This window comes from Actinomycetota bacterium, assembly GCA_005888325.1.
Classification (GTDB): Bacteria; Actinomycetota; Acidimicrobiia; order Acidimicrobiales; family AC-14; genus AC-14.
This window is the reverse complement of record VAWU01000031.1, coordinates 1-24191: the sequence shown is the minus strand read 5'-3', so window position 1 is coordinate 24191 and position 24191 is coordinate 1. Positions and strand designations below refer to the sequence as shown.

Sequence of the window (24191 nt, the reverse complement as noted above, 5' to 3'; positions counted from 1 at the left end):
GGGTCAGTGCACCAAGAAGCGAAGGGTGTCAGGCCGCGAGCAGCGGTTTCAGCACCGACCCGGCGAGCGCCACCGACTCGAGATCGTGGGCGTCGGGGAGGTTGAAGATGAGCCCGTCGAGGCCGGCGTCGAGCAGCCCGTGCACCTGCTCGGCGATCTCGTCGGGGCCGCCCACGTGGAACATGCCCGCGATCGCGTTGCGGCTGGTCTCGTCCATCGACGCGAGGTCCATGCCTCGCTCGGCGAGCTGGGCGCCGAGCTTCGCCTCGGCTGCCTCCTGCGACTTGGCGATGAAGAGCGTGCCGAGTCGCGTCTTGTTGATCGACTTCGGATCGCGGCCGACGGCCTCGCAATGGCGCGCGAGCACGTCGAGCTTGTGGCGCACCTCGTCGGGCTGGCCGAACAGGTTGCACGCGTCAGCGAAGGCGGCGACGATCCGCAGCGTGCGCTTCTCGCCCCCGCCTCCGATCATGATCGGGATGCCATCGGGTCGGATGGGCCGCGGGTTGTTGATGGCGTCCTTCACCCGGTAGTACCGCCCGTCGAACGTCGCCGTCTCCTGGGTGAACATCGCCCTGCAGATCTGCACCGCCTCCTCGAGCCGGTCCATCCGCTCGCCGGTCGATGGGAACGGCACGCCGTAGCCCTCGTGCTCCTGGTCGAACCACGCGGCGCCGATCCCGAGGATGGCGCGACCACGCGAGATGACGTCGAGCGTCGTCACCTCCTTGGCGAGCACCGCCGGGTTTCGATACGTCACGCCGGTGACAAGCGTGCCCAGCTGCACGCGCGCGGTGCGGGCGGCCAGCGCGGCAAGCAGCGAGTAGCTCTCCATCATGTTGAGCGTCGGGGGGCCGAGGAGGGGCAGTTGGTAGAAGTGGTCCATCACCCAGATCGAGTCGAAGCCCGATTCCTCGGCGGTGACGGCAATGTCGCTCACTCGCTCGAAGAGGGCGTCGTCCGCGACGCCGGGATAGGTGAACGATGGGATCTGGAGCCCGAGGCGGATCATGGGACACGCTACCGCCGCCTCAGCGACTGCGGTCACAGCGACCACTGTCACAGGCAGGGAGATGCCCTCCCGGTCGCGAAAGACCTGTGCAACTGCTGCGAACCGGCCATGCTGGGCGCGATGAATCGCGCGTCAGTGGTCCTGGCGGGCTTCGGAGCGGGCTCGATCCCGTTCTCGAACATCGCGTCGCGCCGGACGGGCGGCGTCGACCTGCGTGAGGTGGGCAGCGGCACCGTGTCGGGCACCGCCCTCTACCGGGTGGCCGGGTTCACGCCGCTGGCCGTGGCCGGAGTCCTCGACGTCAGCAAGGGCGCGGTCGGCCCGCTCCTCGCCGGCCGCCGCCGGCCCCTGCTCGCGGCGGTCGCTGGTGGCGCGGCGGTCGCCGGGCACAACTGGTCGCCTTGGCTCCGCGGCGCGGGAGGGCGCGGCATCGCGCCGGCGTTCGGCTCACTGCTCGCGACCGCGCCGACGGGCGTCCCCGTCCTCGCCGCGGGTCTCATCGCCGGGCGCCTCGCGCGCCAGACCGGCCTCGGTTCGTTCGTGGCGCTCGCCGCGCTGGTGCCGGTGCTGGCGCGCACGAGCGGGCGGCGCGGCGCGGCCGCCGGCGCGTGCGTCGCGTTGCCGATGGCTGCGAAGCGCCTCGCCGGCAACCGGCGCGTGGCCGGGCCCGCACGCCGTCGCGCCTACGTGCGACGCCTGTTGTTCGACAACGACGGCGGAGTCGTGTGAAGGACCTGCTTCGACGCAAGGGCTTCCGCTCGTTGCTCATCGGTCAGGGCGTCTCCGCGCTCGGCGACTGGATGGGCACGATCGCGCTGATGGTCCTCGTCTCCCAGGAGACCGGATCGTCGACCGCGGTCGGGGGCATACTCGTGCTGCGCCTCATCCCCGCGGCGGTCGCCGGTCCGCTCGCGGCACGCCTCGCGCAACGCTGGGACCGGCGGCGCACCATGCTCACCATGGACCTCGTGCGCGCCGGGATCGTCGCCGTGGTGCCGCTCGTGAGCGCGCTCTGGTGGGCCTACCTCTGGGCCTTCATGCTCGAGCTCGCGAGCCTCGCGTTCCTGCCCGCGCGCGACGCGTCGATCCCCGAGCTGGCCGGCGACGACCTTCCCGTCGCGAACGGCCTCGTGCTGGGCTCGTCCTACGGCACCATCCCGTTGGGCGCGGCTGCGTTCGCGCTGGCAGCCGCGCTCACGCACGTCCACATCGGCATCCCCGGAGCCTGGAGCGCGAACTTCGCCCTGGCGTTCTGGATCGACGCGGTCACCTTCCTGATCTCGTTCGCGTTCGTGCGCGGCATCGCCGACTTGGGGCGCGGGAGACGGGCCGACGGCGCGCCGGTCGAGGGTGGGCTGGGCAGCCCGCGCACCTTCACCGAAGCGCTGCACATCCCGCTCATCCGCGCGGTCATCCCCGCCACGTTGACCGCCGCCCTCGGCGTGGGCGCGCTCTTCTCGCTCGGCATCGTGTTCGTCCGCGACCTCCTGGGTGCCACGAATGCCGAGTTCGGGGCGATGATCGCGCTCTTCGGCGTGGGCGCGGTCGGCGGCCTCGGCCTCCTCTCGCGGCGTCGCGAGGCCGACCTGCTGGTCACCGTGCGGACGGGTGTGGCGGCACAGGGCATCGTCATCGTGGTGTTCAGCCTGGCGCCGACGCTCGCCGGTGCCTTCCTCGGAGCCGTCGGTTTCGGCGGGGCGGCCGCCTTCACCCTGGCGGCAGGGATGAGTGCGCTGCAGAGTCGCCTCGAGGACGAGGAGCGCGTGCTCGCGTTCACCGTCTTCCACGTGGTGATCCGCGGCGGACTCAGCCTCGCCGCCCTCGGGGCAGGCATCGCGGCCGACCTCGTCGGCGGCGTGAGCTGGCCGCTCGTCGGCCACCTCGAGCCGGAGCGAATGGTGTTGTTCTGCGCCGGGGCGCTCGTTTTCGTCAGCGCCGGCTTCGTCCGCGAGTCCGCGCCCGAGCAGCCGGCGCGAAGGGAGGCGTGGCGTGTCCGTCTCCATCGTCACTGACAGCGCGGCGTCGCTCCCCGCCGACCTCGCTGCCTGCCACGACATCACGGTCGTGCCGATGTCGCTGACGCTCGGGGGGATCTCGTACCGCGACGGTGACCTCAGCCTCGCCGAGCTCCTGTCGCGCCTCGACGAGGGCGTCACCACGTCGGCGCCGTCGCCCGGTGAGGTGGCCAAGGCGGTCGAGGAGAGCTTGGGAGACGACGGCGTGCTCGTGCTCACGATCGCGGGGACGATGAGCGGAACGTTCCATGCCGCCCACGTCGCCTCCTCGTTGGTCGACGGCGCGGTGCGGGTGTTCGACACCGAGACCGCGGCGGGCGCCGAGGGACTCGTCGTGCTCGCGGCGGCGCTGGTGGCACGCGACGGAGGTCGGCTCGATGAAGTCGAGGCGACGGCGGCCCACGTGCGCGATCGAGTCCGCCTGGTGGCGACGGTCGACAGCCTCGACCACCTCGTCCGCAGCGGGCGCGTGCCCGGCATCGCGGGGCGGGCCGGGCGCAGCCTCGGTCTCAACCCCCTGTTCGAGTTCCGGCGGGGTCACCCCCGGCCGCTCCGCCCCGCGCTCAGCCGGCCGACGGCGCTCGACCGCATGACCGCGGCGCTGTTCAACTCGCGGGTGGCCGGGGCGCGGCTCCATGTGGCGGCGCTGCACGCGGGGGCGCCCGAGCCGGCCGAGCGGTTGCTCGAGCAGGTGCGCGCCGAAGTCGATCCGGCCACCGAGTTCCTCGGCTCGTTCAGCCCGGTGATGGTGGTGCACACCGGGCCGGGCCTGGTCGGCCTCGCCTGGTGGTGGGACGAGCGCCCGCTCAGCTGACGGAAGCGACCCGCATCGCCAGCGCCCATTCCACGGCGGCGCAGATGGCGGGGATGCCGGGCGCGTCGAAGGCGTGGCCCATGCCCGGCACGAGGTCGATCCGGCGCGGGTCGTTGGCCGCCGCGTAGAGCAGCGGCGCCTCGCGTGGGGAGATGAACCGGTCGATCGTGCCGTGCACGATGGCGAGGGGCGCGGTGATGCGCGCCGCGAGCCCGTCGGGCGCCTCGGGACGGGACCAACCCCGCGCCAGGCGCACGCCCATGTAGCGCGCCGCCAGGTGGCGCCCCGGGGGCGTCTGGGTGAGGCCCGCGGCGAGCAGGCTGCGGAGGGTGCGGGGGATGCGCCAGCCGGCCGGGCTGCTCACCGCGACCACTCCCGCGAGGTCGGCATCGCTCGCTGCATAGCGCATCACCGCGATGGCACCCATGGACGCGCCGAGCACCACGACCCGATCGGACTGCTCGCGCGCGAGGGCCACTGCCGCGGCAACGTCGTGACGTTCGGCGTCGCCCAGGGTGCAGTGGCCGCCGGAATCGCCCTGGCCCCGGCCGTCGTACGTCAGCACGGCGTGCCCGCATCCTCGGAGCGCATGGGTCACGGCGAGCACGGCGGCGTCGTCCTTCGAGGCGGCGAAGCCATGGGTGACCACGACGGTCGTCGCCGACTCTCCGCCGCTCGACGGCCACTGCCGACCGGCGAGCGTGACCTCGTCGACGGTCGTGAGAGTGACGGCGGAGCTCACCATGGCCCCCGCAAACATACCGGCCGGACAGCTCACGCGGAGGTGACGATGGCGCGGCGGCCGCGCAACACCCCGATGCGGCGCATCGAGCGCTTGAACCAGACGGTCGAGATCACGATCGCGCTGCCGGTGAGAGTCCATGAAACGAAGGTCTTGGCCAGGAGGTAGATGGCGAGGTCCTGGCTCACGAGCAGCCAGATGGTGACGGCGGCGTTCAGCATGTTGGTGAGCGCCCAGAGCAGCGAGATGCGCATGAAGAAGCGCCGCATCGCCGGGTTGGCCAGCAGCGACTGGGGGAGTGGGCAGAAGTCGGCGGCCAGGCGCTCGGCGAGGGGTCGGCCCGCGGGTACCGACAGGAGGAACGCGGCGGCGACGGCGATGGTGCCGAGGGTCGGCTGCAGGAAGTACACGAAGACGCTTCCGCTGCCGAACGCAATGATGCTGCGGACGGTGAGCGCCGTCGCGCCGAGGAGGAGGACGCCGGGAACCCGGCGCCGCGTGATGAGCCGGCAGGCGACCGCCCCGTAGGACCAGGCGATCGCGGCCAGCAGCGCTCCCCAGACGCCGATGAGCCACAGGCTCAGATAGAAGATCCCGAGAGGGATCACGGTCGCTTCGACGATGTGCGGCAGGGCGTGACGTGCCAGGTTGCGGAAGCGGGGGATCTCCCAGGTATCCGAGTGCATATCGTTCTTTCTCGGCCGGAGAGCACTGGAACTGCAGGCCGTTCTCTGACCTGCCGGCGAACGTCACGCTAGCCGGACACGAGCTCGCTGCCCGGCCACCCCCCGAGCGCAGCCCGCGCCGCCGCCGTGATCGACGTCACGTGGCCACGGCTCCCACGCCGTCGTACGGTGACAGCCGTGGGACGCGGCTCCTGGATCGCTTGCGACGAGCAGAAGGTCAAGGCACCCGTGCTCATCTCGTTCCTGCTGGCGAACGCAGCGGGCGCGGTGCTGTCCTTCATGAGCGGGCAGCTCGCCAATCCGCCTGCTCGCGGTGCGGCCGGCGACATGCGGTACCTCCACGTCTTCATTGCGTATCTCGCGGTCATGGGGATCGTCGGGCACAGCATCGGGCATCGCATCTTTCGAAACGCGTGCGGCTGGCTGGTCCAGCAGCGACGTCCCGACGAGGAGGAGCGCCGCGCTGTGCTCGCAGTGCCATGGCGCTACGCAGTGGTGTCATTCGGCATGTGGCTCGGCGCGGCCGCGCTGTTCGGTGCGCTCAACGTCCGGTGGGAGTCCGACGTGATCACCGGCGTGCGGGTAGCACTGTCCATCGTCCTCGCCGGCCTCGCGGCTTGCGCGGCGACGTACCTGCTCGTCGAGCGGTGCATGCGTCCGGTGTACGTCCACGCGCTCATGGCGAAGGATTTCGACCATCGTCACGCGAGGTTCGGCATCCGGCCCCGCTTCCTGCTCTCGTGGGCCTTCGGGTCCGCGGTCCCGCTGCTGCTCGTCGGCGTCGAGCGCCTCGGACGGCCCGCGGGCTTCGTGCAGCCCGTCGCCAGCCTGGTGTTCCTCATCTCGACCGGCGTGGTGACCGGCGGTCTCGTCATCTACGCCGCGGCGCGCTCAGTCGCCGATCCGATCGACGCCGTCCGGGACGCGCTCACGCGCGTGCGGGCCGACGACCTCGACGTGCAGGTCGCGGTCGACGACGGCGGCGAGATCGGGTTGCTGCAGATCGGGTTCAACCAGATGGTCGAGGGGCTGCGCGAGCGGCGCACGCTGCAGGACCTGTTCGGTCGCCACGTCGGGCCCGGGGTCGCGCGCCAGGCGCTCGAGCGGGGGGTCGCGCTTGGAGGGGAACGACGCGAGGTCAGCGTGTTGTTCGTCGACATCGTGGCGTCGACGGGGCTGGCCGAGAGCCGGCCGCCCGACGAGGTCGTCACCGTCCTCAACGTCTTCTTCGACTCGGTGGTGCGCCGGGTGGGCGCCGAGGGCGGCTGGGTGAACAAGTTCGAGGGCGACGGTGCCATGTGCGTGTTCGGCGCACCGGAGCCGCAGGTCGATCACGCGAACCGCGCGCTGCGGGCGGCGCGCACGCTGCGACGCGACCTGCTCGCGCTGGCGGCCTCCAATCCCGGTCTCGACGCGGCCGTCGGGGTGTCGTCGGGCATCGTGGTCGCCGGCAACGTCGGCACCGAGCTGCGCTACGAGTACACCGTGATCGGCGATCCCGTGAACGAGGCGGCCCGCCTCACCGAGGAGGCGAAGCGGCGTCTGGGCCGGGTGCTCGCGAGCGACGAATCGGTGGAGCGGGCCACGAGCGAGGCGGTCCGGTGGCGGGTCGTCGACGAGCTGTCGCTGCGCGGGCGGCAGCGGCCCACGCTGGCCTACGAGCCCGCGCCCGACGACAGCGCGTCGGCCAGCACGGCGTCCGCCGCGCCTCGCTCGGCGTCCGAAGCGGGCTCGCCGGAGTAGGCGTCCCATTCGACGATCCGCACCGCGTCGCCCCACCGCTCGTGGGGCATCGGAGCCCGCCGGAGCACGTCGACGTACTCGCGCACGCTCTCGCTCGGCCTTCGGGGCCGGCCCCGCTCCTGGCCCGCTCGCTCGAGGCGATCGACCCAGGCCTCGCCCCACGACGCGGGGCGCGCCGCGCGTCGTCGCGCCCGGAGCACCCGCACCCGCCGGGTGCCGGCCAGGGCGATGCCGGCGACGACGAGGATGACGAGGGTCTCCGGGGCGCGGTCCGGCAGCGAGGGAAGCCGCGCCGCGACGAACGATGAGAGACCTGCACCCGCGGCATGCCGGCCCTGCTCGCCCGCGAGGGGCACCTCGGCGGTGGGGTCGAAGCTCTGCCAGCCGACACCGGGGAACCAGACCTCGGCCCACGCGTGCGCGTCGCTCGCTCGCACCTCGTAGAGGCCGGTGAACGGGTTGCGCTCACCGGGTGCGTAGCCGACCGCGAGCCGCGCCGGGACCCCGAGGGAGCGCAGCATCACCACCAAGCTCGAGCCGATCTGCTCGCAGAAGCCCTTGCGGGTGACGAACAAGAAGTTGTCGACGGCGTCCTCACCGGGGGGAAGCGGGGGCGCGTCGAGCGAGTACGCGGTGTGCGTCGCCATCCATCGCTCGAGCGCCCGCACCTTGTCGTAGCGCGTCGGCGCGCTCGCGGTGACGGAAGACGCGAGAGCGCGCACCCGCTCGGGCGTCGTGGGCAGCTGGAGGTAGCGCGCGGTGAACGATGACGGCGGCGGCGGGAAGGGTGTGTCCGACTGCCGCAGCCGCGCCGCGGTCACCGGGGGACGCCGGCTGACGACGGTGTAGACCGCACCCTGCTGCAGCTCCACGCCCGCACGGATGGTCCCGTCGGAGAGCTGGAACACACCGCGGTCGGGGAAGTAGAGCTGGGTCGGCACGTAGGCGCCGAAGATGCGATTGGGCCCCGGCCGGGCGACGTAGAACGTCTGCACCAGCTCCTGGGCCGCGTCGTCGAGCGAGTCCTCGGGGCCGATCGGTAGATCGAGCGGCGCCGGTCCGCGTAACGGTCGTGGGCGCTCGGGGCTCGTCGTCCACCGGTGGCCGTCCCAGTGGTCGAACGTCTGCCCCCGCCAGCGGTCCGGTGCCGACGCGCGCACGCGCATGACCAGGGTGTCGTCGGGGCGACCGCGCACCGCGGTGTCGAGGCTGGTCGAGAAGCCGAAGTAGCCGAAGGACGCTCGCTTCCCGCCGCTGCGACCACGACGAGCCGGACGAGCCGGGTCGTCGTCGCCGAGGGACGGGTTGCTGAGGCCGCCGGGCACCACGCTCGGCACCACGTGCGGCAGCTCGGCGGGGAAGGTGATCGCCCGGGCCGCGCCGGCCGCGGGCACGACGAGGAAGGCGCCCGTGCCGACGAGGGCTACGAGCGCGATCGCCAGCGCGACCGGGCGAGCCACGTCGAGTGCGACGTTTGCGCGTGCTGCCATCGCCTTGGCGGGCAGCCGGGGCAGGTCGCGCAGCTCGCTCCGGTGGGCGAGCACGAGCGCGGCCAGCGCCGCGGGGGCCCACAGCAGTAGGTGCACGCCGTAGGTCAGTGAGATCGACAGCACACCGGCCACCGCCATCAGCACGAGGCTGGAGACCAGAGAGAACAGGAGATCGCGCCGGGCGGGCACGTCGAGTGAGTGCAGCACCTGGACCCAGAGGAACAGCTCGGCGAGCGGGATCTGCACCTGGTCGAGCGAACCGCCCCCGACACCGGTGGCGGCGTGCAGAAATCGGCTGAAGGCGATCATGACGCCCACCGCGAGGCCCGCCTTGAGCAAGAAGCCGTCTCGGTGGCGGGTGACGTGAGAGAACGCGAAGGCCGCGGGGATCCCGGCGACCACCGCGAGCTGCAGGGCGAGCCCGCCGACGCCCTCGCCCGTGACGGCGAGGCCGGCCACGACGACGGCGACCATCACCGCGACGCGCAGGGCGATCGACTCCTCGGCGGGAAGCCGGGCGTTCACGCGCTTGAGGGCGGCGAGCACTCAGACCGCGCAGGCGTCGACGCGCACGACCGCGCTGCCGGCTGCGACCGCGACTTCGGCGGGCGGGCCCCCGACCGCCCGCGCCAGGCGCCGGCTGACCTCGACGGGCGAATCGACACGACCACCGACGGGGCCGCCCCGCTCCGCAGTGCACATCGTGACCGGTGCGCCCGCCGCCAGGGCGGCATTGGCGATACCGGCCGCCCGCCCGGCCGCCGTCTCCGCGGCCGCGCCGCCGCCCCGCAGATCGACGACGAGCACCACGCCCGGTCGGTGGGGAGCGTCGAGCTCCTTGACCATCAACGTCCCCGTCCGGGCCGTCGCCGGCCAGTGGACGAGCTTCACCGGATCACCGGGCACGTACTCGCGCGCGCCGCGCACGACGTCGCCGTCCCGCCATCCTGGTGCCGACTGTTCGTCCGCCCCGCTCCCGCGGGCGCCGGGCGGCGTCATCTCCGTGTCGATCGGCGCGGGGCCCACCTCGACGGGGCGGGTGAGGGGGATGTGCACGCGCCGCCGCCACCGCACGAGCCCGAGCGGCCACGCGCTCGTCACGTCGACAGCGACCTCTCGGAGGACACTTCGGCGCGCTGGCACTGCGATGGTCTCACCCTCTGCGGGCCCGTCGCACGCGAACCACGACCCCTCCGGCTCGACGAGACGGGCACGCAGGTTGCGCACCCGGACCGGCACCGAGACCGTGACGCTGAGGGAACGACCCGCCGTCGCGTCGCGCGGGGCACGGACCTCGAGGCGGGCGCGTCGCAGCGCGAGCGGCGGCAGCACCACGCTCACCGCGAGCACGCCGACGAGACCGGACAGCAGCACCATCAGCCAGCCCGAGCCGGTCGTGCGGGCGATGACGAAGATGGCTGCGCCGATCAGCACGAGGACGGCCACGGCTCGGCTGACCGCGGGGCGCGGCACGCCACGCGCACCGGTGCCGGCGCCGGCGGCGCTCACGCGCGCGGCACCGCGACCGACTCGACCACCTGTCGCACGACGGCGCGCCCCGCGACGGCATCGGAGCCGCCATTGAGCATCAGCCGGTGTGCGAGCACGGGCGCGGCGAGCGCTTTCACGTCGTCGGGCACCACGAAGTGGCGACCGGCCATCATCGCGGTCGCCTGCGCCGCGTGCAGCAGCGCGAGCGCGGCGCGCGGGCTGGCTCCGAGGCGCACGTCACGGTGGGCCCGCGTGGCCGCGCCGATGTCGATGATGTAGTCGGCGACGGCCGGCGCGCAGTGCACGCGCCGCACGACGGCGATGGCCCGGCCGAGGCTTGCAGGGTCGGTGACGGTGGGCAGGCCGACGAGGGCGTCGACACCGCCGAGCCCGAGGAGCAGATCGCGTTCGGCGTCCCGACCCGGGTGCCCGAGCTCCAGCACCAGCGCGAAGCGGTCGCGCTGGCCCTCGAGGAGCGGAAAGGTGCCCGCGTGGTCGAACGGGTTCTGGGTGGCGATGAGCACGAAGGGATTCGGAAGGGGATGACTCGTTCCGTCGACCGACACCTGCCGTTCCTCCATCGCCTCCAGTACCGCGGACTGGGAGCGCGGCGTCGCCCGGTTCACTTCGTCGGTGAGAACCACGTTGGCGAACAGCGGTCCCGGGCGGAACTCCCAGGTCTCCGATGCCTTGTGGAACACGGACACCCCGGTGAGCTCGCTCGGCAACAGGTCCGGGGTGGCCTGGATGCGCCGGAACGTGCCGCCGACGGAGCGGGCGAGCGCCTTGGCGAGCAGCGTCTTGCCGTGCCCGGGGACGTCCTCGATGAGCAGGTGGCCGCCGGAGAGCACGGCCGCCACCGCCAGGCGGAGGGCCTCGGGCTTGCCCCGGATCACCCGGTTCAGGTTGTCGACGACGGCCGTGGCGAGCCGGCGCGCACCCTCGATGTCGGTGGACGGCGGGTCGTCGAGGGCGTGGTCGGCTACCGCCGCGTGTGGGTGCATGAAGCGATTGTCGGCCCAGGCAGGCTCGGGGTTTAAGCCCGCCGGCAGCGACTACCTTGCACCGCATGGACGTTGCGCTGACTGTCGGTGATTTCCTCACGCGTGCCGCTCAGGTGCATCCCGACCGGGTGGCGCTGGTCGACGAGCCCGGCACGCCCGGCTCGCTCGGCTCACTCACCTACGCGCAGCTCCACCGCCGGGCTCGGGGGATGGCGCTCGGTCTCGAGGCCATGGGGGTGGGCCACGGGGAGCGGGTGGCGATCGTCAGCCCCAACGCTGGTCGCCTTCTGGTCTCCTTCTGGGGCGTCAGCGGCTTCGGCCGCACGGTGGTGCCGATCAACTTCCGCCTCATGGCCGACGAGGTGCGCTACATCGTCGAACACTGCGGCGCATCGGTGCTGCTCATCGACCCCGACCTCGACGAGGCGCTGGTGGGGGTGCAGGCCAAGCACCGCATCCTCCTCGACGGGCGCGCCGACGCCGGGCTGTTCGCCGAGGCGCCGGAAGGGACCGAGCCCGAGCGCTGGGAACCCGACGAGCAGGCCACGGCCAACGTCAACTACACCTCGGGTACCACCGCCCGGCCCAAGGGCGTGCAGATCACCCACCGCAACGCGTGGCTCAACGCCACCAGCTTCGGCTGGAACGCCGGCGTCTCCGACCGCGACGTGTACCTCCACACGCTGCCGATGTTCCACTGCAACGGCTGGGGCATCCCCTACGCGATCACCGGCATGGGGGGGCGCCGCGTGGTGCGCCGCAAGGTCGACGGCGAGGAGATCCTGCGGCGCATCGAAGCCGAAGGGGTGACCCTGCTGTGCGGCGCACCGGCAGTTGTGTCGATGATCCTCGACGCGGCCGCGGCGCGACGCGAGCGGGGCGAGGCGGTTCCCGGGCGTGACCGCGTGCGCATGGTGGTGGCAGGCGCGCCGCCGCCGTCCAAGGTCATCGAGCGATTCGACGAGCTGCTGGGTTGGGAGTTCATCCAGATCTACGGGCTCACCGAGACCTCGCCCCTGCTCACGATCAATCGTGCGCCCTCCGAGTGGGACGGCATCGAGCGCGGCGAGCGGAGCCGTCTGCTCTCGCGCGCCGGTGTCCCCGCCATCGGGGTGCGTATCGAGATCGACGACGAGGGCGAGGTGCTGGCTCGTTCGAACAACGTGTTCGCGGGCTACTGGAACCAGCCCGACGCGACTGCCGAAGCCATCGTCGACGGGTGGTTCCACACGGGCGACGGCGGCCACCTCGAGGGCGCCTACCTCGTCATCTCCGACCGCAAGAAGGACGTGATCATCACCGGCGCCGAGAACGTGTCGTCGATCGAGGTGGAGGACACGCTCTACCAGCACCCTGCGGTGGCCGAGGCGGCCGTGATCGGTGTGCCCGATGAGAGGTGGGGCGAGACGGTGAAGGCGCTCGTCGTGCTGAAGCCCGAGGCGGAGGCGAACGAGGGGGAGCTGATCGAGTTCTGCCGAAGCCGGTTGGCCCACTTCAAGTGCCCGACCTCGGTCGAGTTTCGGGACGCGCTCAGCCGCACCGCCACCGGCAAGCTCCAGAAGTTCAAGCTGCGCTCGCCCTACTGGGAAGGCCGAGAGCGCCAGGTGAACTGATCGCTTCTTGTCGTAGAAAGCCGTCCCCAGGACGGCCGGGTACGACAAGAAGGCAGGGACTTCGGGTTAGACGATCCGGTAGACCTGCACCGCGTGGGCCACGACGGCGCCCGCCGCGTCGGTGGCGGTGATCTCGGTGAACGTGAGCTCCTTGCCCCGGCGCACGGTGTGGGCGTGGCAGACCAGGTCGGACTGCTTGGCGGCCCCGACGTACTGCACGGTCAGGCTGACCGTCGAGGCGCGTGCGCCCCTGTCGAAGTCGTGGTTCGACCAGGCCGCGCACGCGCCGGCGGTGTCGACGGCCGATGCGATCACCCCGCCGTGGTAGTAGGTGCCGTCGTTCGTGAGGTCGGCCCGGAACGGCACCCTGAGGGTGATGTCGTCGGGTTCGTAGCGCTCGATGACGATCCCGAGGCCACCGATGAAGGGCGTCGTCGGCATGAGATCGCGCACCGCGAGGCGTCTCCGCCGCTGTTCGTCCTCGCTGAGCGGTGGACGGGGGGTCGGGTCGGGCACGGGCGGGATTCTGGTCGCTTTCCCGCGTAAGGAAAAGACCGCACGATCCGATACTTTCCAAGCGTGCACCTGCTCGCCCGCTTCGTCACCTCGGTGGTCGTGGCCGGCCTCGGACTGGCTGGAGCCACGCTCCTGCTCGCGCCGCAGGTCCGCGACTTCTTCACCGCGGGCAGCGCCGGGGCGAGCGTGAAGGTGAACCTGCGTCCCCTGTCCGAGCGGTCGGTCGTCTACGCCCGCGACGGCAGTGTCCTCGCGGTCCTGGCCGATGCCGAGTACCGCGAGCCGGTGCCGCTCTCCCGGGTCCCCGCGCACCTCGTTGCCGCGGTCATCGACACCGAGGACGAGCGGTTCTTCGACCACGGCGCGCTCGACTTCCGCGCGCTCACCCGCGCGTTCTTCACCAACGTCTCCGAGGGCGGTGTGCTCGAGGGAGGATCCACCATCACGCAGCAGCTGGTGAAGAACGCGGTGCTGACGCCCAAGAAGGATGTCAACCGCAAGATCAAGGAGGCCGCGCTCTCGTTCCGGCTCGAGAACCAGATGACGAAGCGGCAGATCCTCGAGCGCTACCTCAACACCGTCTACTTCGGCAATCAGGCGTATGGCGTGCAGGCGGCCGCGCGGCGTTACTTCAACCTCGACGTCAAGCAGCTCAGCACCGGCCAGTCCGCGCTGCTCGCCGGCATCATCCGCAACCCGGTGGGCTACGACCCCTTCGCGTTCCCCGAAGCGGCCCGCGCCCGTCGCAGGCAGGTGGTCGAGCGCATGCTGCGGCTCGGCGACATCACCGAGGCCGAGGCCGCTTCGATCGACGCCGAGCCCCTCCCTGCAAAGAGCACGGTGCCGAAGGCCCCCGACGACTACTTCGCCGAATACGTGAAGAACTCGCTGCTGCGCGACACGCGGCTGGGCGACACGCCCCAGGAGCGCTATCGAGCGGTCTTCCAAGGGGGGCTCGCCATCCACACCACGCTCGACCCGAAGCTGCAGGCCTTGGCGAAGATCGACGTTGCCGCCAAGCTGCCCGACACCGGCGGCCGTTACAACGCCGCGCTGGTCGCGGTGGAGCCCGACACCGGCGCGGTGCGCGCGCTCGTCGGCGGCCCCCAGTTCCAGCAGTCGCAGTTCAACCTCGTCACCGACGGCATCGGCCGGCAGCCGGGCTCTTCGTTCAAGGTTTTCACGCTCGTGGCTGCCTTCGAGCAGGGCTACGGCCCGCGCGACACGATCAACGGCTCGTCACCTTGTCCGGTCTCGATCCCGGGCCAGAAGCCCTACTCGCCCGGAAACTACGAGGGCTCGCGCGGCGGCACGGCCACGCTCACCACCCAGACCGCCCGCTCGACGAACTGCGCGTACATCCGTCTCTCGCAGATCGTGGGCCTCGACAAGGTGGCGGAGACCGCGCACCGCATGGGGATCCCCGAGGGGGTGCCGATCGACCCCATCCCGTCGATGCCGCTCGGCAGCAAGGAGGTGCACCCGCTCGACATGGCGTCGGCATATGCAACGCTTGCGGCCGATGGCATCCACCACGCGCCGTACTTCGTCGAGAGGGTCCAGGACGCGGACGGCAAGACCTTGTTCGCAGCGAAGCATGACGGTGAGCGGGTCATCTCCCAGCAGGTCACCCGGATGGCGACCCAGGTGCTGCAGGAAGTGGTGAAGCGGGGCACCGGCACCAAGGCGCGCCTCGTCGACCGTCAGGTCGCGGGCAAGACCGGCACCGCCGAGAACAACTCCGATGCCTGGTTCGTCGGCTACACGCCGCAGCTCGCCACGGCGGTATGGATGGGCAACCCCCGCACGAATGCCGACCGGATGGTGATCCGGGGCACGGAGGTGACGGGAGGCAGCTACCCCGCGACCATCTGGGGCGCGTTCATGAAGGACGCGTTGGCCGATCAGCCCTCGATCGACTTCCCCGCGCCCGACCCGAAGGAGATCCCGCGCGCGCGCTATCTCGATCCGCGCCGGCTGCGGAAGGGGTACACCGAGCCCACGACCCTGCGCCGGCGCACGCTGCCCTACACTCCGCCCAGCACGGTCACGAGCCCGCCGACGCGCTCCAGCCAGGTGCCTCCGCCCGTCATCCCGCCCGCGCCGACCGTGCTGCCGGGCGCCACACCACTGGGGGGGACACCACCGTGACCGCCTTCGACGAGCTTCTCGTCGTGCAGCAGCACGACACCGCGGTCGAGCAGCTCCGCCACGGTCGCGCCACCTTGCCCGACCGCGCCCGGCTCGACGCAGTGGGCGAGAGGCTGAAGGCACTCGAGGCGACGGCCGCCGAGGTCGGGGGCCAGCGCGACGGGGTGGCCCGCCATCAGCAGAAGCTGGAGGACGAGCTGGCTTCGCTCGAGGAGAAGCTGGTCATGCTGGAGAAGCGCATGTACTCGGGTACGGTCACTGCGCCGCGCGAGCTCCAGGCCATGCAGGCCGATTCGGAGGCGTTGAAGCGGCGCCAGTCCGCTCTGGAGGACCAGGTCCTCGAGACGATGGCGGAGCGCGAGCCGCTCGATGCGCGACTCAACGAGCTCGACACCGACCGTCGGGCGCTCGACGCGGAGTCCGGTGAGCTGCGGGTCGCCATCGCCGAAGCCGAGTCCGCAATCGACGCCGAGCTGGCCTCCGAAGAGGCGGCGCGGACCGACGCCGTCGCGTCCATCCCACCCGATCTGCTCACCCTCTACGAGCAGCTGCGGGCGCGGCTCGGCGGCATCGGCGCGGCCCGACTGGTGAAGGGCTCGTGCACCGGGTGCCACCTCGCGCTCCCGGCCACCGAGGTCGATCGCATCAAGCGTGAACCGCCCGACGCGATCATCCGCTGTGACCAGTGCGGCCGCATCCTCGTGCGCTGAGGGCGACCCCCATGTCGTGTTGATCCTCGTGCGCCACGGGCAGACCGCGGCCAACCGTTCGCGGGTGCTGCTCGGTCGGTCCGACGTTCCCCTCACCGACCTCGGACGCGCCCAAGCGGCATCCACGAGCGCGGCTGTGCGTGCCACGGGCAACGTGGTGGCGGTCGTCGCCAGCCCGCTCATCCGGGCGCGTGAGACGGCCGCGTGCTTCGACCTTCCGGTGGAGATCGACGAGCGCTGGATCGAGCTGGACTACGGCGGCTTCGAGGGCCGACCCCTCGCCGAGGTGCCCGCGGACCTCTGGGCGCGGTGGCGGGCCGATCCCGAGCTCGTGCCCGACAGTGGCGAGTCGTTGGCGGCGTGTGGACGCCGCGTGCGGAGCGCCTGCGAGGACCTGTGCACCCGCGCCGCGGTCGACGACGTCGTCGTCGTGACTCACGTCTCACCGATCAAGGCGGCTGTCGCGTGGGCCGTCGGCGCGGATGACGGCGTGACCTGGCGCCTGCACTGCGACCTTGCCTCCGTCACGCGCATCGCGGTTGGCGCCCGTCTACCCGTGCTGCACTCCTACAACGAGGTGGGCCACCTCGCACCCTGAGGGTGTGAGCCGTCGGCCGGGGAGCTGCGGACGCTGGGAGAGTGCGGGTGGGGCGAAGACCGATCCCGTCGGGGGGGTAGGGCACGAGACCAGTCCTTCGCCCTCACCCAGCAGTAGGGGATCGGCGCTCGGCAGGGGCACCTGTAGCGAATTTGGTGCTTCACTCGTAGACTCGGGCGGGGATCGACGACCGATACCGTGTCGGGGGCTGGAGTGGAGCGCAGCCTGGGGAGAGCACAGCCTGGGGAGGCGGCATGCACCGTGCTCGGGTCGTGGCTGCCGGCGCCGTCCTCGGCGTCGCGCTGCTGGAGGGCCCGGCCGCGGTCGGCGCGACGCAGCCGTTGGCGGCGCTCTGGAAGATGGACGAGACCTCGGGCACCGTCATGCGCGACTCCGTCGCGAGCCACACCGGCACCCTCCATTCCGTCCAGCTCGGGGTGTCCGGCTTCAAGGGGACCGCGTACGGATTCACCGGCTCGAGCTACGTCTCCGTCCCCTCGGCGGGTGACCTCAACCCGGGGAGCGCGAACATCTCGATCACCGTGCACCTCAAGGCGACCAGCGCCCCCGCGTCGCCGGATTGGGACCTGATCCGGAAGGGTCTCTACGAGACCGCCGGAGGCGAGTACAAGATGGAGTACCAGCCCTCCGGGCAGGTCTCTTGTGGCTTCAAGGGCTCGGCCGGGTACGCCGAGCTGATCGCGGGACCGGCGGTGAACAACGGCCAGTGGCACACCGTGCGCTGCGTCAAGACCTCCTCCAGCATCCAGGTGGTGGTCGACGGACAGACGTTCTCGATGGCCGCCACCATCGGTTCCATCGCCAACACCGCGCCGGTCGTCATCGGCGCTCGACCCGGCTCCGAGTTCTTCAAGGGCTCGCTCGACCACGCCAGCATCCGAGTGGGCTGAGGCGCCGCAACTCGCGATAGGCCGGACGGCTCAAATGCGCTCAAGGTTTTGAGCTGGGTGCCGACAAACCAGGTGTTGGGACCCCCCTCCCAGCTTGCGCCCGGGCCCTTGGGTCGCCGGGTCGCGCCTCGCGCTTCTTGTCGCGCTCGACCACCGTGACGGTGGTCCGGCGCGACGAAGAGGCCGTCGCACGCGTCGGCGACGTCTGACCCGTCCCGGATCTCGCGTAGCGTCGCTGGGACCGGAGCGCCCGCACGATCTGGAGCCATCGATGACGACCACTGAGCCCGGCCCGCTCGCGATCGACGAGATGACACGCATCGACGCCTGGTGGCGGGCGGCCAACTACCTCTCGGTCGGGCAGATCTACCTGCTCGACAACCCCTTGCTGACCGAACCGCTCCGCCCGGAGCACGTGAAGCCCCGTCTCCTCGGTCATTGGGGCACGACGCCGGGCCTCAACCTGGTCTACGCGCACCTCAACCGGTTGATCCGCGAGCACGACCTCGACGTCATCTACATCACCGGACCGGGTCACGGCGGCCCCGGCCTGGTGGCCAACACCTGGCTCGAAGGAACGTACAGCGAGGTGTACCCGTCGATCGGACGCGACGCCGCCGGCATGGCGCGCCTCTTTCACCAGTTCTCGTTCCCGGGCGGCGTGCCCAGCCACGTCGCGCCCGAGACGCCCGGCTCCATCCACGAAGGCGGTGAGCTCGGCTACTCGCTGGCCCACGCGTTCGGCGCGGTGTTCGACAATCCCGATCTGCTCGCGGTGTGCGTGGTCGGCGACGGCGAGGCCGAGACAGGTGCGCTCGCGGCGAGCTGGCACGGCACCCAGTTCCTCGACCCGGTGCACGACGGCGCCGTGCTCCCCGTCCTCCACCTCAACGGCTACAAGATCGCCAACCCGACCGTGCTCGCCCGCATCGAGCCCGAGGAGCTGCTGGACCTGTTGCGGGGCTGTGGCTGGGCGCCGCGGATCGTGGCGGGCGACGAGCCCGAGGTGGTGCACCAGGCGCTGGCCCAGGCGCTCGACGACGTCGTGGCCGCAGTGCACGACATCCAGCATCACGCGCGTACCGGGGGGCGCGGTCCGCGACCGCGGTGGCCGATGATCGTCCTGCGCACGCCCAAGGGGTGGACGGGACCGAAGGAGGTCGACGGCCTTCCGGTCGAGGGAACGTGGCGCGCCCACCAGGTCCCCCTGTCCGAGGTGCGCACGAACCGCGACCATCTCCGCGCCCTGGACACGTGGATGCGCAGCTACCGGCCCGAGGAGCTGTTCGACGAGCACGGGAGGCCGCGCGTCGAGGTCGTCGCGCTCGCGCCGGCAGGGGCGCGACGCATGGGCGCGAACCCGACCGCGAACGGTGGCCTGGTTCTGCGCGACCTCGTGCTGCCCGACTTTCGGGAGTACGGCGTCGAGGTGGGCCGGCCGGGCACGACCCCGGTCGAGCCGACTCGGGTCCTGGGCGCGTGGCTGCGCGATGTCTTCGCGCGCAACACCGAGCCTCGCAACTTCCGGCTGTTCGGCCCCGACGAGACCGAGTCGAACCGGCTCGGCCGGGTCTACGAGGCCACGGGCAAGGCGTGGCAGGCCTCCGTGCTCCCGGTCGACGTCAACCTGAGCCCCGAGGGCCGTGTCATGGAGGTGCTCTCTGAGCATCTGTGCCAGGGGTGGCTCGAGGGTTACCTGCTCACCGGCCGCCACGGTCTGTTCTCGTGCTACGAGGCGTTCATTCACATCGTCGACTCGATGTTCAACCAGCACGCGAAGTGGCTCAAGGTGACCCGCCACCTCGAGTGGCGCCGCCCCATCGGGTCGCTCAACTACCTGCTCACCTCACACGTATGGCGGCAGGACCACAACGGCTTCAGCCATCAGGACCCCGGCTTCATCGACCACGTCGTGAACAAGAAGGCCGAGGTGGTGCGCGTCTACCTCCCACCCGATGCCAACACGTTGCTCTCGGTCGCGGACCACTGTCTTCGGAGCCGGGACTACGTGAACGTGATCGTTGCCGGCAAGCAGCCGAGCCTGAGCTGGCTGAGCATGGAAGATGCCGCCCTGCACTGTGCCCGGGGTCTGGGCATCTGGGAATGGGCGGGCAGCGACGACGGTGAGCCCGACGTGGTGCTCGCCTGCGCGGGCGACGTGCCCACGCTGGAGACGCTCGCCGCGGCCGACATCCTGGGTCGTCGGCTGCCGGCGCTGAAGGTGCGCGTCGTGAACGTCGTCGACCTGATGCGCCTGCAGCCCGAGACCGAGCATCCCCACGGCCTGTCGGACCGCGACTTCGACACCGTCTTCACCGTCGACCGACCGGTGATCTTCGCCTATCACGGGTACCCGTGGCTCATCCACCGCCTGTCGTACCGCCGGTCGAACCACGACAACTTTCACGTGCGCGGCTACAAGGAGGAGGGCACCACGACCACGCCGTTCGACATGGTGATGATGAACGACATGGACCGCTACCACCTGGTGATGGACGTCATCGACCGGGTGCCCGAGCTCGGCGAGCGAGCCGCGCACCTGCGCCAGGAGATGATCGACCAGCGGGCGCGGGCCCGGGCATGGACGCGTGAGCACGGCGAGGACATGCCCGAGGTGCGCGACTGGACCTGGCCGGCCTGAGCCGGGCGCGCGTGCGCATCCTCGTCGTCAACGCGGGCTCGAGCAGCCTGAAGCTGCGCGTCCTCGACCGCGACGACGCGGTGGTGGCGGCGTCAGATCTCGGCCCGATCGACGACCTCGTCGCCGAGGTCCTCGGCGACGAGCTCGAAGCGCTGGGTCCGGTCGATGCGGTCGGCCACCGCGTCGTGCACGGCGGCGCCCGCTTCACCGCACCGGCGCGGCTCGACGACGACGTCGTCGCCGCGCTTCGAGGTCTCGCGGAACTGGCTCCGCTGCACCAGGCGCCCGCGCTGGCGGCGATCGACGCGGTGCGCCAGGCGCTGCCCGACCTGCCCGCGGTGGCCTGCTTCGACACCGCGTTCCACGCGTCGTTGCCCGTCGCGGCCCTCACCTATGCCGTGCCCCGGCGATGGCGCGAGGAGCTCGGCGTGCGCCGGTACGGGTTCCACGGGCTGTCGCACGCTTACGCCGCCCGACGAGCGTCTCGCCTGTTGGGGCTCCTGTCGAACGAGCTGCGCATCGTGACGTGCCATCTCGGTTCGGGTGCGTCGCTCGCCGCCGTCGCCGGCGGTCGCTCGGTCGACACCACCATGGGTTTTACTCCACTGGAAGGGCTGGTGATGGCGACCCGGTCCGGCACGGTCGACCCCGGCCTCGTGCTCTGGCTCCAGCAGCACGCGGGCCTGCCGGCGGCGGAGGTGCTCGACGGCCTCGAGCACGGCGGCGGCCTGTTCGCCCTCGCGGGCACGGCCGACATGCGCGCGGTGCTGGCCGCGGTCGTGGATGGTGACGTCGCCGCCCGACTAGGGCTCGACGTGTACCTGCACCGGCTGCGCGCGGGCATCGCCGCGATGGCGTCGGCCATGGCGGGCATCGACGTCCTCGTGTTCACCGGTGGCGTGGGGGAGCGTTCTGCTGCGGTGCGCGCCGGCGCCGCCGATGGCCTGGAGTTCCTCGGGGTGTCGATCGACGCGGGCCGCAACGAGACCGGGAGCGGCGACCGCGAGATCGGCACCGACGACGCACGGGTGCGCACGCTCGTCGTCGCGGCCCGAGAGGACATCGAGATCGCCAACGGCGTCCGCGCCGTCGTCGAGCGTCACTGAAACCGACGGGTCGGACAAGGCATCTCGTCGCTCAGTGGCACGACCCGACACCCGAGTCGGTGAACGTCGATCCGAGGACCGACACGAACCGCCAGTCGTAGCTGCGCTTGTGCAGCGTCATCTCGAGCACGCCGAAGGTCTTGTCGTTGCGGACGACGCTGTTGGCGTCCACGCGGTCGATGGGGTCGTGGCTTCGCCCTCCGGTGCCGACGACGAACTCCCGGATGCCACGCGCCGGGTCGGCCCGTCCCCTGGGATCTTGCGGAGCGAAGCGCTCGTAGTCGTGGTCATGACCGACCAGCACGACATCGGCTCCGGCCGCGTACAGCTCACGCCAGAAGCCGTCGGACAGCTTCTCGTCGCCGTGGCGCCCGGAGCTGAACCTGGGGTGGTGCCAATAGGCGAGCGTGCACTGGTTGTGGTGAGACGCGAGATCGGCCTTGAGCCAACGGCCCTGCGCGCTTTTGAGGTTGCAACCGCCGATCGACCGACAGTTCGAGTTCAGCGCGACGAAATGCCAGTCACCGATGTCGTAGCTGTAGTAGCCGCGGTGGTCCGGACCGGCCTTGCCTCCGAAGTACTGGAAGTACCCCCTCGCACCGGCGCTGTTGTACTCGTGGTTGCCCGGCGCGGGATGGAGCTTGGACCCGAACCGACCCCACGTGGATGCGAAGGAGCGCTTGAAGTCGCTCAGGGTGCCGTTCTCGTACTGGTCGTCGCCCAGGAGCAGGATCCCCGCGAGCTTGGTGTCGAGCATCAGGTTCGACGTCGCCCGCTCATCGCAGGCCCGCGGAACCCCGGCGCCGCCGTTGTAGTTGTGGTCCGAGGGAGCGCAGGCGATGTCACCGGCAGCCGCGATCACCGGGGTATCGCCATTTCCGGACGACCGCACCCACACGAGGGCGACCGTCGCCATGGCGATGACCACGACGCCCGTCCCGACGACGAGCATTCCCCCCGTCGGCCGGCGCGTTGACGGCCAGGACGTTCTCGTCATCCGCGGGTCCGCTTCCTTCACGTTTCCTCGATAGTGATAGTCCGCCCCGATAGCCGACACGCGGTACACAGACGGGACGAACCGCGTGTCCGACTCCCGGGGCGGACGCGAGGAGCGTAACGCCCGGACTCTGAGAGGACGATGAAAGGGCGCCGGCCTCAACGACCACGTGAGACGCGGTATTGACCACGCATGCGACGATCGGGCAGCGTCGCGACATGGCATCGTACAACGACGCCGAACCGACCCGTGGCGGCACCGAAGCGCGACCCGAGTTGCGGGTCGCGCGACCCGACGAATCGACTCCTGCCGACGAGATGACCATGGCGCGGGGCTGGCTCACCCACCTCCGCGAGAGCGCGATCTTCAAGCTCGAGGACCTCGACGAAGCGCAACTGCGTTGGAAGCCCGCCTCGACCGCCAACTCCCTCGGCGCGATCGTCGTGCACCTCGGGTACGCCGAACGGCTGTGGCTGCGCGTCATCTTCGACGGCGAGGCGATGGACATGTCGTGGAGGCAGAACATGTTCGTGATACCACCGGCGTGGTCTGTCGACGATGTCGTCCGGTTCTACCGGAGCGAGACTGCCGCCGCCGACGCCGTCCTCGAACGCGCCGCCTCGCTCGACCTTCCCTCTGCGGCGGTGATACGACCCACCACCCTTCGATGGATCGTGAACCACCTGCTCGAGGAGACAGCTCGACACGTCGGCCACATGGACATCACGCGTTAGCTCCTCGACGGCAGGACCGGGCGCTGAGCAGAGAGGCGGTTCGACAGATGACGATCCGGGTCGCATTCCTCCGCGCGGTGAACTTGGGCAAGCGTAGGGTCAGCATGGCCACTCTCGTCGAGGTCGTGGAGAGGCTCGGCTACGACGGGGTCTGGACGCACGTCAACAGCGGCAATGTCGTGTTCGACGCCACCGGCGGTCGCGACGCGATCGAGCACCGGCTCGAGCGCGGCTTGGAGACCGCGGTGGGGTTCGAGGTGACGACGTTCGTCCGCACGGCCACCGAGCTGCGACAGGCCATCGCCGTCGAACCCTTCCCGGTGGGAACGGGCGACACGTACTTCCTGACCTTCCTGAAATCGGCCCCGACGCCTGCACAGCGGCGCGCCCTCGAGGGACTCACCAACGAGTTCGACACGCTCGTGGTCAAGGGCCGAGACGTGCACTGGCGGATGCGTGGCAAGTCGACCGACACGAAGCTGAAGACGAAGGACTGGGAACTCATCATCGGCCGACACCAGAGCACGAGCCGTAACATGACGATGCTCCGCCGGCTCGTCGCGAAGGTCAACGCTCGTGGGTCGAGATCGAACCGGTAGGCGTTCAGACCTTCAGCACGTCGACGTTTCGGAGGAGCTCTCGACGCAGGTGGTCGGGAGCGTTCCCGCGCTGTTCTTCCGCGGCGACCTCAATGCGTTCGGCAGCGACGATTGGTTGCATCGCATCCAACGCGGTCTGTCGCACGTGAACACTGTCAAGTTCCCGACCCTCGGGGGCGGGCTCCTCACGGGCGGTCCACCGTGTCTCAGCGACTTGCGGCGGCGGTTCCTGACCAACCCGACCGCGAGGCTCGACACGGGCGCGTGCGCCAAGGCGTCCCCGCCGATTCGTTTCGTGACGCGCAGCGACTGAGACTTCCCGGGAGCCCGACCACTCACTGCGAAGTCGTTTGCGCCGTGGGTGAGTGGATCGCAGTCGTGTTTGACATGAGCCACGGCGGTGAGAACACTGACCACACTCCGTTGGGTCTTGTCTCACGTCACGTAGTCGAGACCAGTCGCGGCGGTGGCAGCTTCGCTCGGTGACGCCTTGGGGGGTGCCGCGGCAAGAAAGGTTGGTCCGCGTGGGTCAGTTCAGCGAACGGGCAGGGCGAGACGACATCCTCCCGGACCGGCGACGACGCGCGCCACGAAGGACGGTCTCGGTGATCGCCATCG

22 protein-coding genes are annotated in these 24191 nt (G+C 70.9%); 14 read left to right on the top strand and 8 right to left on the bottom strand.

Features of this window, described 5'->3' with window-relative positions; genetic code table 11:
- Nucleotides 1–28: 28 nt before the first annotated feature.
- Nucleotides 29–1012, bottom strand: coding sequence for an LLM class F420-dependent oxidoreductase (locus tag E6G06_12555; GenBank protein TML90370.1), 984 nt, complete (start codon nucleotides 1010–1012; stop codon nucleotides 29–31).
- A 108-nt stretch (nucleotides 1013–1120) separates the two neighbouring features.
- Between E6G06_12555 and E6G06_12550 the strand changes: the two genes are divergently transcribed.
- From E6G06_12550 to E6G06_12540, 3 genes are read left to right on the top strand one after another with little or no spacing between them, the layout of a single operon-like run.
- Nucleotides 1121–1741, top strand: coding sequence for a glycerol-3-phosphate acyltransferase (locus E6G06_12550; protein TML90369.1), 621 nt, complete (start codon nucleotides 1121–1123; stop codon nucleotides 1739–1741).
- Entirely contained in the window at nucleotides 1621–3024 is a 1404-nt protein-coding gene (locus tag E6G06_12545) for an MFS transporter (protein TML90368.1), read from the top strand. The genes E6G06_12550 and E6G06_12545 overlap by 121 nt, the downstream gene beginning before the upstream one ends.
- Nucleotides 3002–3841: a DegV family protein gene (locus E6G06_12540; protein TML90367.1), complete on the top strand. Its 840-nt coding sequence runs from the start codon at nucleotides 3002–3004 to the stop codon at nucleotides 3839–3841. The genes E6G06_12545 and E6G06_12540 overlap by 23 nt, the downstream gene beginning before the upstream one ends.
- Here the strand turns inward: E6G06_12540 and E6G06_12535 are convergent.
- Together E6G06_12535 and E6G06_12530 are read right to left on the bottom strand one after the other, a co-directional pair.
- A complete protein-coding gene (locus E6G06_12535) occupies nucleotides 3834–4724 on the bottom strand; it encodes a lysophospholipase (GenBank protein TML90366.1) in 891 nt (296 codons plus the stop codon). The genes E6G06_12540 and E6G06_12535 overlap by 8 nt on opposite strands.
- Complete coding sequence (locus E6G06_12530) at nucleotides 4616–5269, bottom strand: DUF3159 domain-containing protein (GenBank protein TML90365.1); 654 nt, start codon at nucleotides 5267–5269, stop codon at nucleotides 4616–4618. Before E6G06_12530 ends, E6G06_12535 begins: the two co-directional genes overlap by 109 nt.
- 177 nt (nucleotides 5270–5446) lie before the next feature.
- On the opposite strand from E6G06_12530, the gene E6G06_12525 reads away from it, so the two are divergent.
- Nucleotides 5447–7012: an adenylate/guanylate cyclase domain-containing protein gene (locus E6G06_12525; GenBank protein ID TML90364.1), complete on the top strand. Its 1566-nt coding sequence runs from the start codon at nucleotides 5447–5449 to the stop codon at nucleotides 7010–7012.
- Here the strand turns inward: E6G06_12525 and E6G06_12520 are convergent.
- The 3 genes from E6G06_12520 to E6G06_12510 are packed head-to-tail and all read right to left on the bottom strand — an operon-like array spanning nucleotide 6925 to nucleotide 10997.
- Nucleotides 6925–9048 (bottom strand): DUF4129 domain-containing protein, encoded by a 2124-nt coding sequence (locus E6G06_12520; GenBank protein TML90363.1) that lies wholly within the window; start codon nucleotides 9046–9048, stop codon nucleotides 6925–6927. The two genes, E6G06_12525 and E6G06_12520, sit on opposite strands and share 88 nt — an antisense overlap.
- On the bottom strand, nucleotides 9049–10011 hold the full coding sequence (locus tag E6G06_12515) for a DUF58 domain-containing protein (protein ID TML90362.1): 963 nt from the start codon (nucleotides 10009–10011) through the stop codon (nucleotides 9049–9051).
- Nucleotides 10008–10997, bottom strand: coding sequence for an AAA family ATPase (locus E6G06_12510; protein ID TML90361.1), 990 nt, complete (start codon nucleotides 10995–10997; stop codon nucleotides 10008–10010). The genes E6G06_12515 and E6G06_12510 overlap by 4 nt, the downstream gene beginning before the upstream one ends.
- A 65-nt stretch (nucleotides 10998–11062) precedes the next feature.
- Between E6G06_12510 and E6G06_12505 the strand changes: the two genes are divergently transcribed.
- The gene (locus tag E6G06_12505) at nucleotides 11063–12610 is read left to right on the top strand and encodes an AMP-dependent synthetase (GenBank protein ID TML90360.1); all 1548 of its coding nucleotides are present in this window, start codon (nucleotides 11063–11065) and stop codon (nucleotides 12608–12610) included.
- A 66-nt stretch (nucleotides 12611–12676) separates the two neighbouring features.
- Here the strand turns inward: E6G06_12505 and E6G06_12500 are convergent, their stop codons facing one another.
- Nucleotides 12677–13051: a PaaI family thioesterase gene (locus E6G06_12500; GenBank protein TML90416.1), complete on the bottom strand. Its 375-nt coding sequence runs from the start codon at nucleotides 13049–13051 to the stop codon at nucleotides 12677–12679.
- 120 nt (nucleotides 13052–13171) lie between these two features.
- Between E6G06_12500 and E6G06_12495 the strand changes: the two genes are divergently transcribed.
- From E6G06_12495 to E6G06_12470, 6 genes are all read left to right on the top strand, one after another.
- Nucleotides 13172–15277, top strand: coding sequence for a PBP1A family penicillin-binding protein (locus tag E6G06_12495; GenBank protein ID TML90359.1), 2106 nt, complete (start codon nucleotides 13172–13174; stop codon nucleotides 15275–15277).
- The gene (locus E6G06_12490) at nucleotides 14914–15987 is read left to right on the top strand and encodes a hypothetical protein (GenBank protein ID TML90358.1); all 1074 of its coding nucleotides are present in this window, start codon (nucleotides 14914–14916) and stop codon (nucleotides 15985–15987) included. Before E6G06_12495 ends, E6G06_12490 begins: the two co-directional genes overlap by 364 nt.
- Complete coding sequence (locus E6G06_12485; protein TML90357.1) at nucleotides 15917–16585, top strand: histidine phosphatase family protein; 669 nt, start codon at nucleotides 15917–15919, stop codon at nucleotides 16583–16585. Before E6G06_12490 ends, E6G06_12485 begins: the two co-directional genes overlap by 71 nt.
- Nucleotides 16586–16839: 254 nt before the next feature.
- Complete coding sequence (locus E6G06_12480; GenBank protein TML90356.1) at nucleotides 16840–17496, top strand: LamG domain-containing protein; 657 nt, start codon at nucleotides 16840–16842, stop codon at nucleotides 17494–17496.
- 271 nt (nucleotides 17497–17767) lie between these two features.
- Nucleotides 17768–20137 carry a phosphoketolase family protein gene (locus tag E6G06_12475; protein ID TML90355.1) on the top strand — a complete coding sequence of 790 codons (2370 nt, stop codon included), beginning with the start codon at nucleotides 17768–17770 and terminating at the stop codon, nucleotides 20135–20137.
- An 11-nt stretch (nucleotides 20138–20148) separates the two neighbouring features.
- Entirely contained in the window at nucleotides 20149–21243 is a 1095-nt protein-coding gene (locus tag E6G06_12470; protein ID TML90354.1) for an acetate/propionate family kinase, read from the top strand.
- A 31-nt stretch (nucleotides 21244–21274) separates the two neighbouring features.
- Here the strand turns inward: E6G06_12470 and E6G06_12465 are convergent, their stop codons facing one another.
- The gene (locus E6G06_12465) at nucleotides 21275–22105 is read right to left on the bottom strand and encodes an alkaline phosphatase (GenBank protein TML90415.1); all 831 of its coding nucleotides are present in this window, start codon (nucleotides 22103–22105) and stop codon (nucleotides 21275–21277) included.
- A 353-nt stretch (nucleotides 22106–22458) separates the two neighbouring features.
- Here E6G06_12465 and E6G06_12460 point away from each other — a divergent pair, with 353 nt between their 5' ends.
- Genes E6G06_12460 through E6G06_12450 form a run of 3 tightly spaced genes read left to right on the top strand, consistent with a single transcriptional unit; the run spans nucleotide 22459 to nucleotide 23886 of the window.
- Nucleotides 22459–22974, top strand: a complete 516-nt coding sequence (locus tag E6G06_12460; GenBank protein ID TML90353.1) for a DUF664 domain-containing protein — start codon at nucleotides 22459–22461, stop codon at nucleotides 22972–22974.
- Nucleotides 22908–23573: a DUF1697 domain-containing protein gene (locus E6G06_12455; protein TML90352.1), complete on the top strand. Its 666-nt coding sequence runs from the start codon at nucleotides 22908–22910 to the stop codon at nucleotides 23571–23573. The genes E6G06_12460 and E6G06_12455 overlap by 67 nt, the downstream gene beginning before the upstream one ends.
- Nucleotides 23574–23622: 49 nt before the next feature.
- Nucleotides 23623–23886 (top strand): hypothetical protein, encoded by a 264-nt coding sequence (locus tag E6G06_12450; GenBank protein ID TML90351.1) that lies wholly within the window; start codon nucleotides 23623–23625, stop codon nucleotides 23884–23886.
- Nucleotides 23887–24191: the final 305 nt, after the last annotated feature.

Excerpts from the sequence above, each read along its gene's own strand:
- E6G06_12550 (TML90369.1), top strand. The coding sequence starts at position 1,121 with ATGCTGGGCGCGATGAATCGCGCGTCAGTGGTCCTGGCGGGCTTCGGA.
- E6G06_12455 (TML90352.1), top strand. The coding sequence starts at position 22,908 with ATGGATCGTGAACCACCTGCTCGAGGAGACAGCTCGACACGTCGGCCA.
- E6G06_12510 (TML90361.1), bottom strand. The coding sequence starts at position 10,997 with ATGCACCCACACGCGGCGGTAGCCGACCACGCCCTCGACGACCCGCCG.
- E6G06_12535 (TML90366.1), bottom strand. The coding sequence starts at position 4,724 with ATGGACTCTCACCGGCAGCGCGATCGTGATCTCGACCGTCTGGTTCAA.
- E6G06_12475 (TML90355.1), top strand. The coding sequence starts at position 17,768 with ATGACGACCACTGAGCCCGGCCCGCTCGCGATCGACGAGATGACACGC.
- E6G06_12500 (TML90416.1), bottom strand. The coding sequence starts at position 13,051 with ATGCCGACGACGCCCTTCATCGGTGGCCTCGGGATCGTCATCGAGCGC.
- E6G06_12490 (TML90358.1), top strand. The coding sequence starts at position 14,914 with ATGGATGGGCAACCCCCGCACGAATGCCGACCGGATGGTGATCCGGGG.
- E6G06_12530 (TML90365.1), bottom strand. The coding sequence starts at position 5,269 with ATGCACTCGGATACCTGGGAGATCCCCCGCTTCCGCAACCTGGCACGT.
- E6G06_12555 (TML90370.1), bottom strand. The coding sequence starts at position 1,012 with ATGATCCGCCTCGGGCTCCAGATCCCATCGTTCACCTATCCCGGCGTC.
- E6G06_12505 (TML90360.1), top strand. The coding sequence starts at position 11,063 with ATGGACGTTGCGCTGACTGTCGGTGATTTCCTCACGCGTGCCGCTCAG.
- E6G06_12460 (TML90353.1), top strand. The coding sequence starts at position 22,459 with ATGGCATCGTACAACGACGCCGAACCGACCCGTGGCGGCACCGAAGCG.
- E6G06_12480 (TML90356.1), top strand. The coding sequence starts at position 16,840 with ATGCACCGTGCTCGGGTCGTGGCTGCCGGCGCCGTCCTCGGCGTCGCG.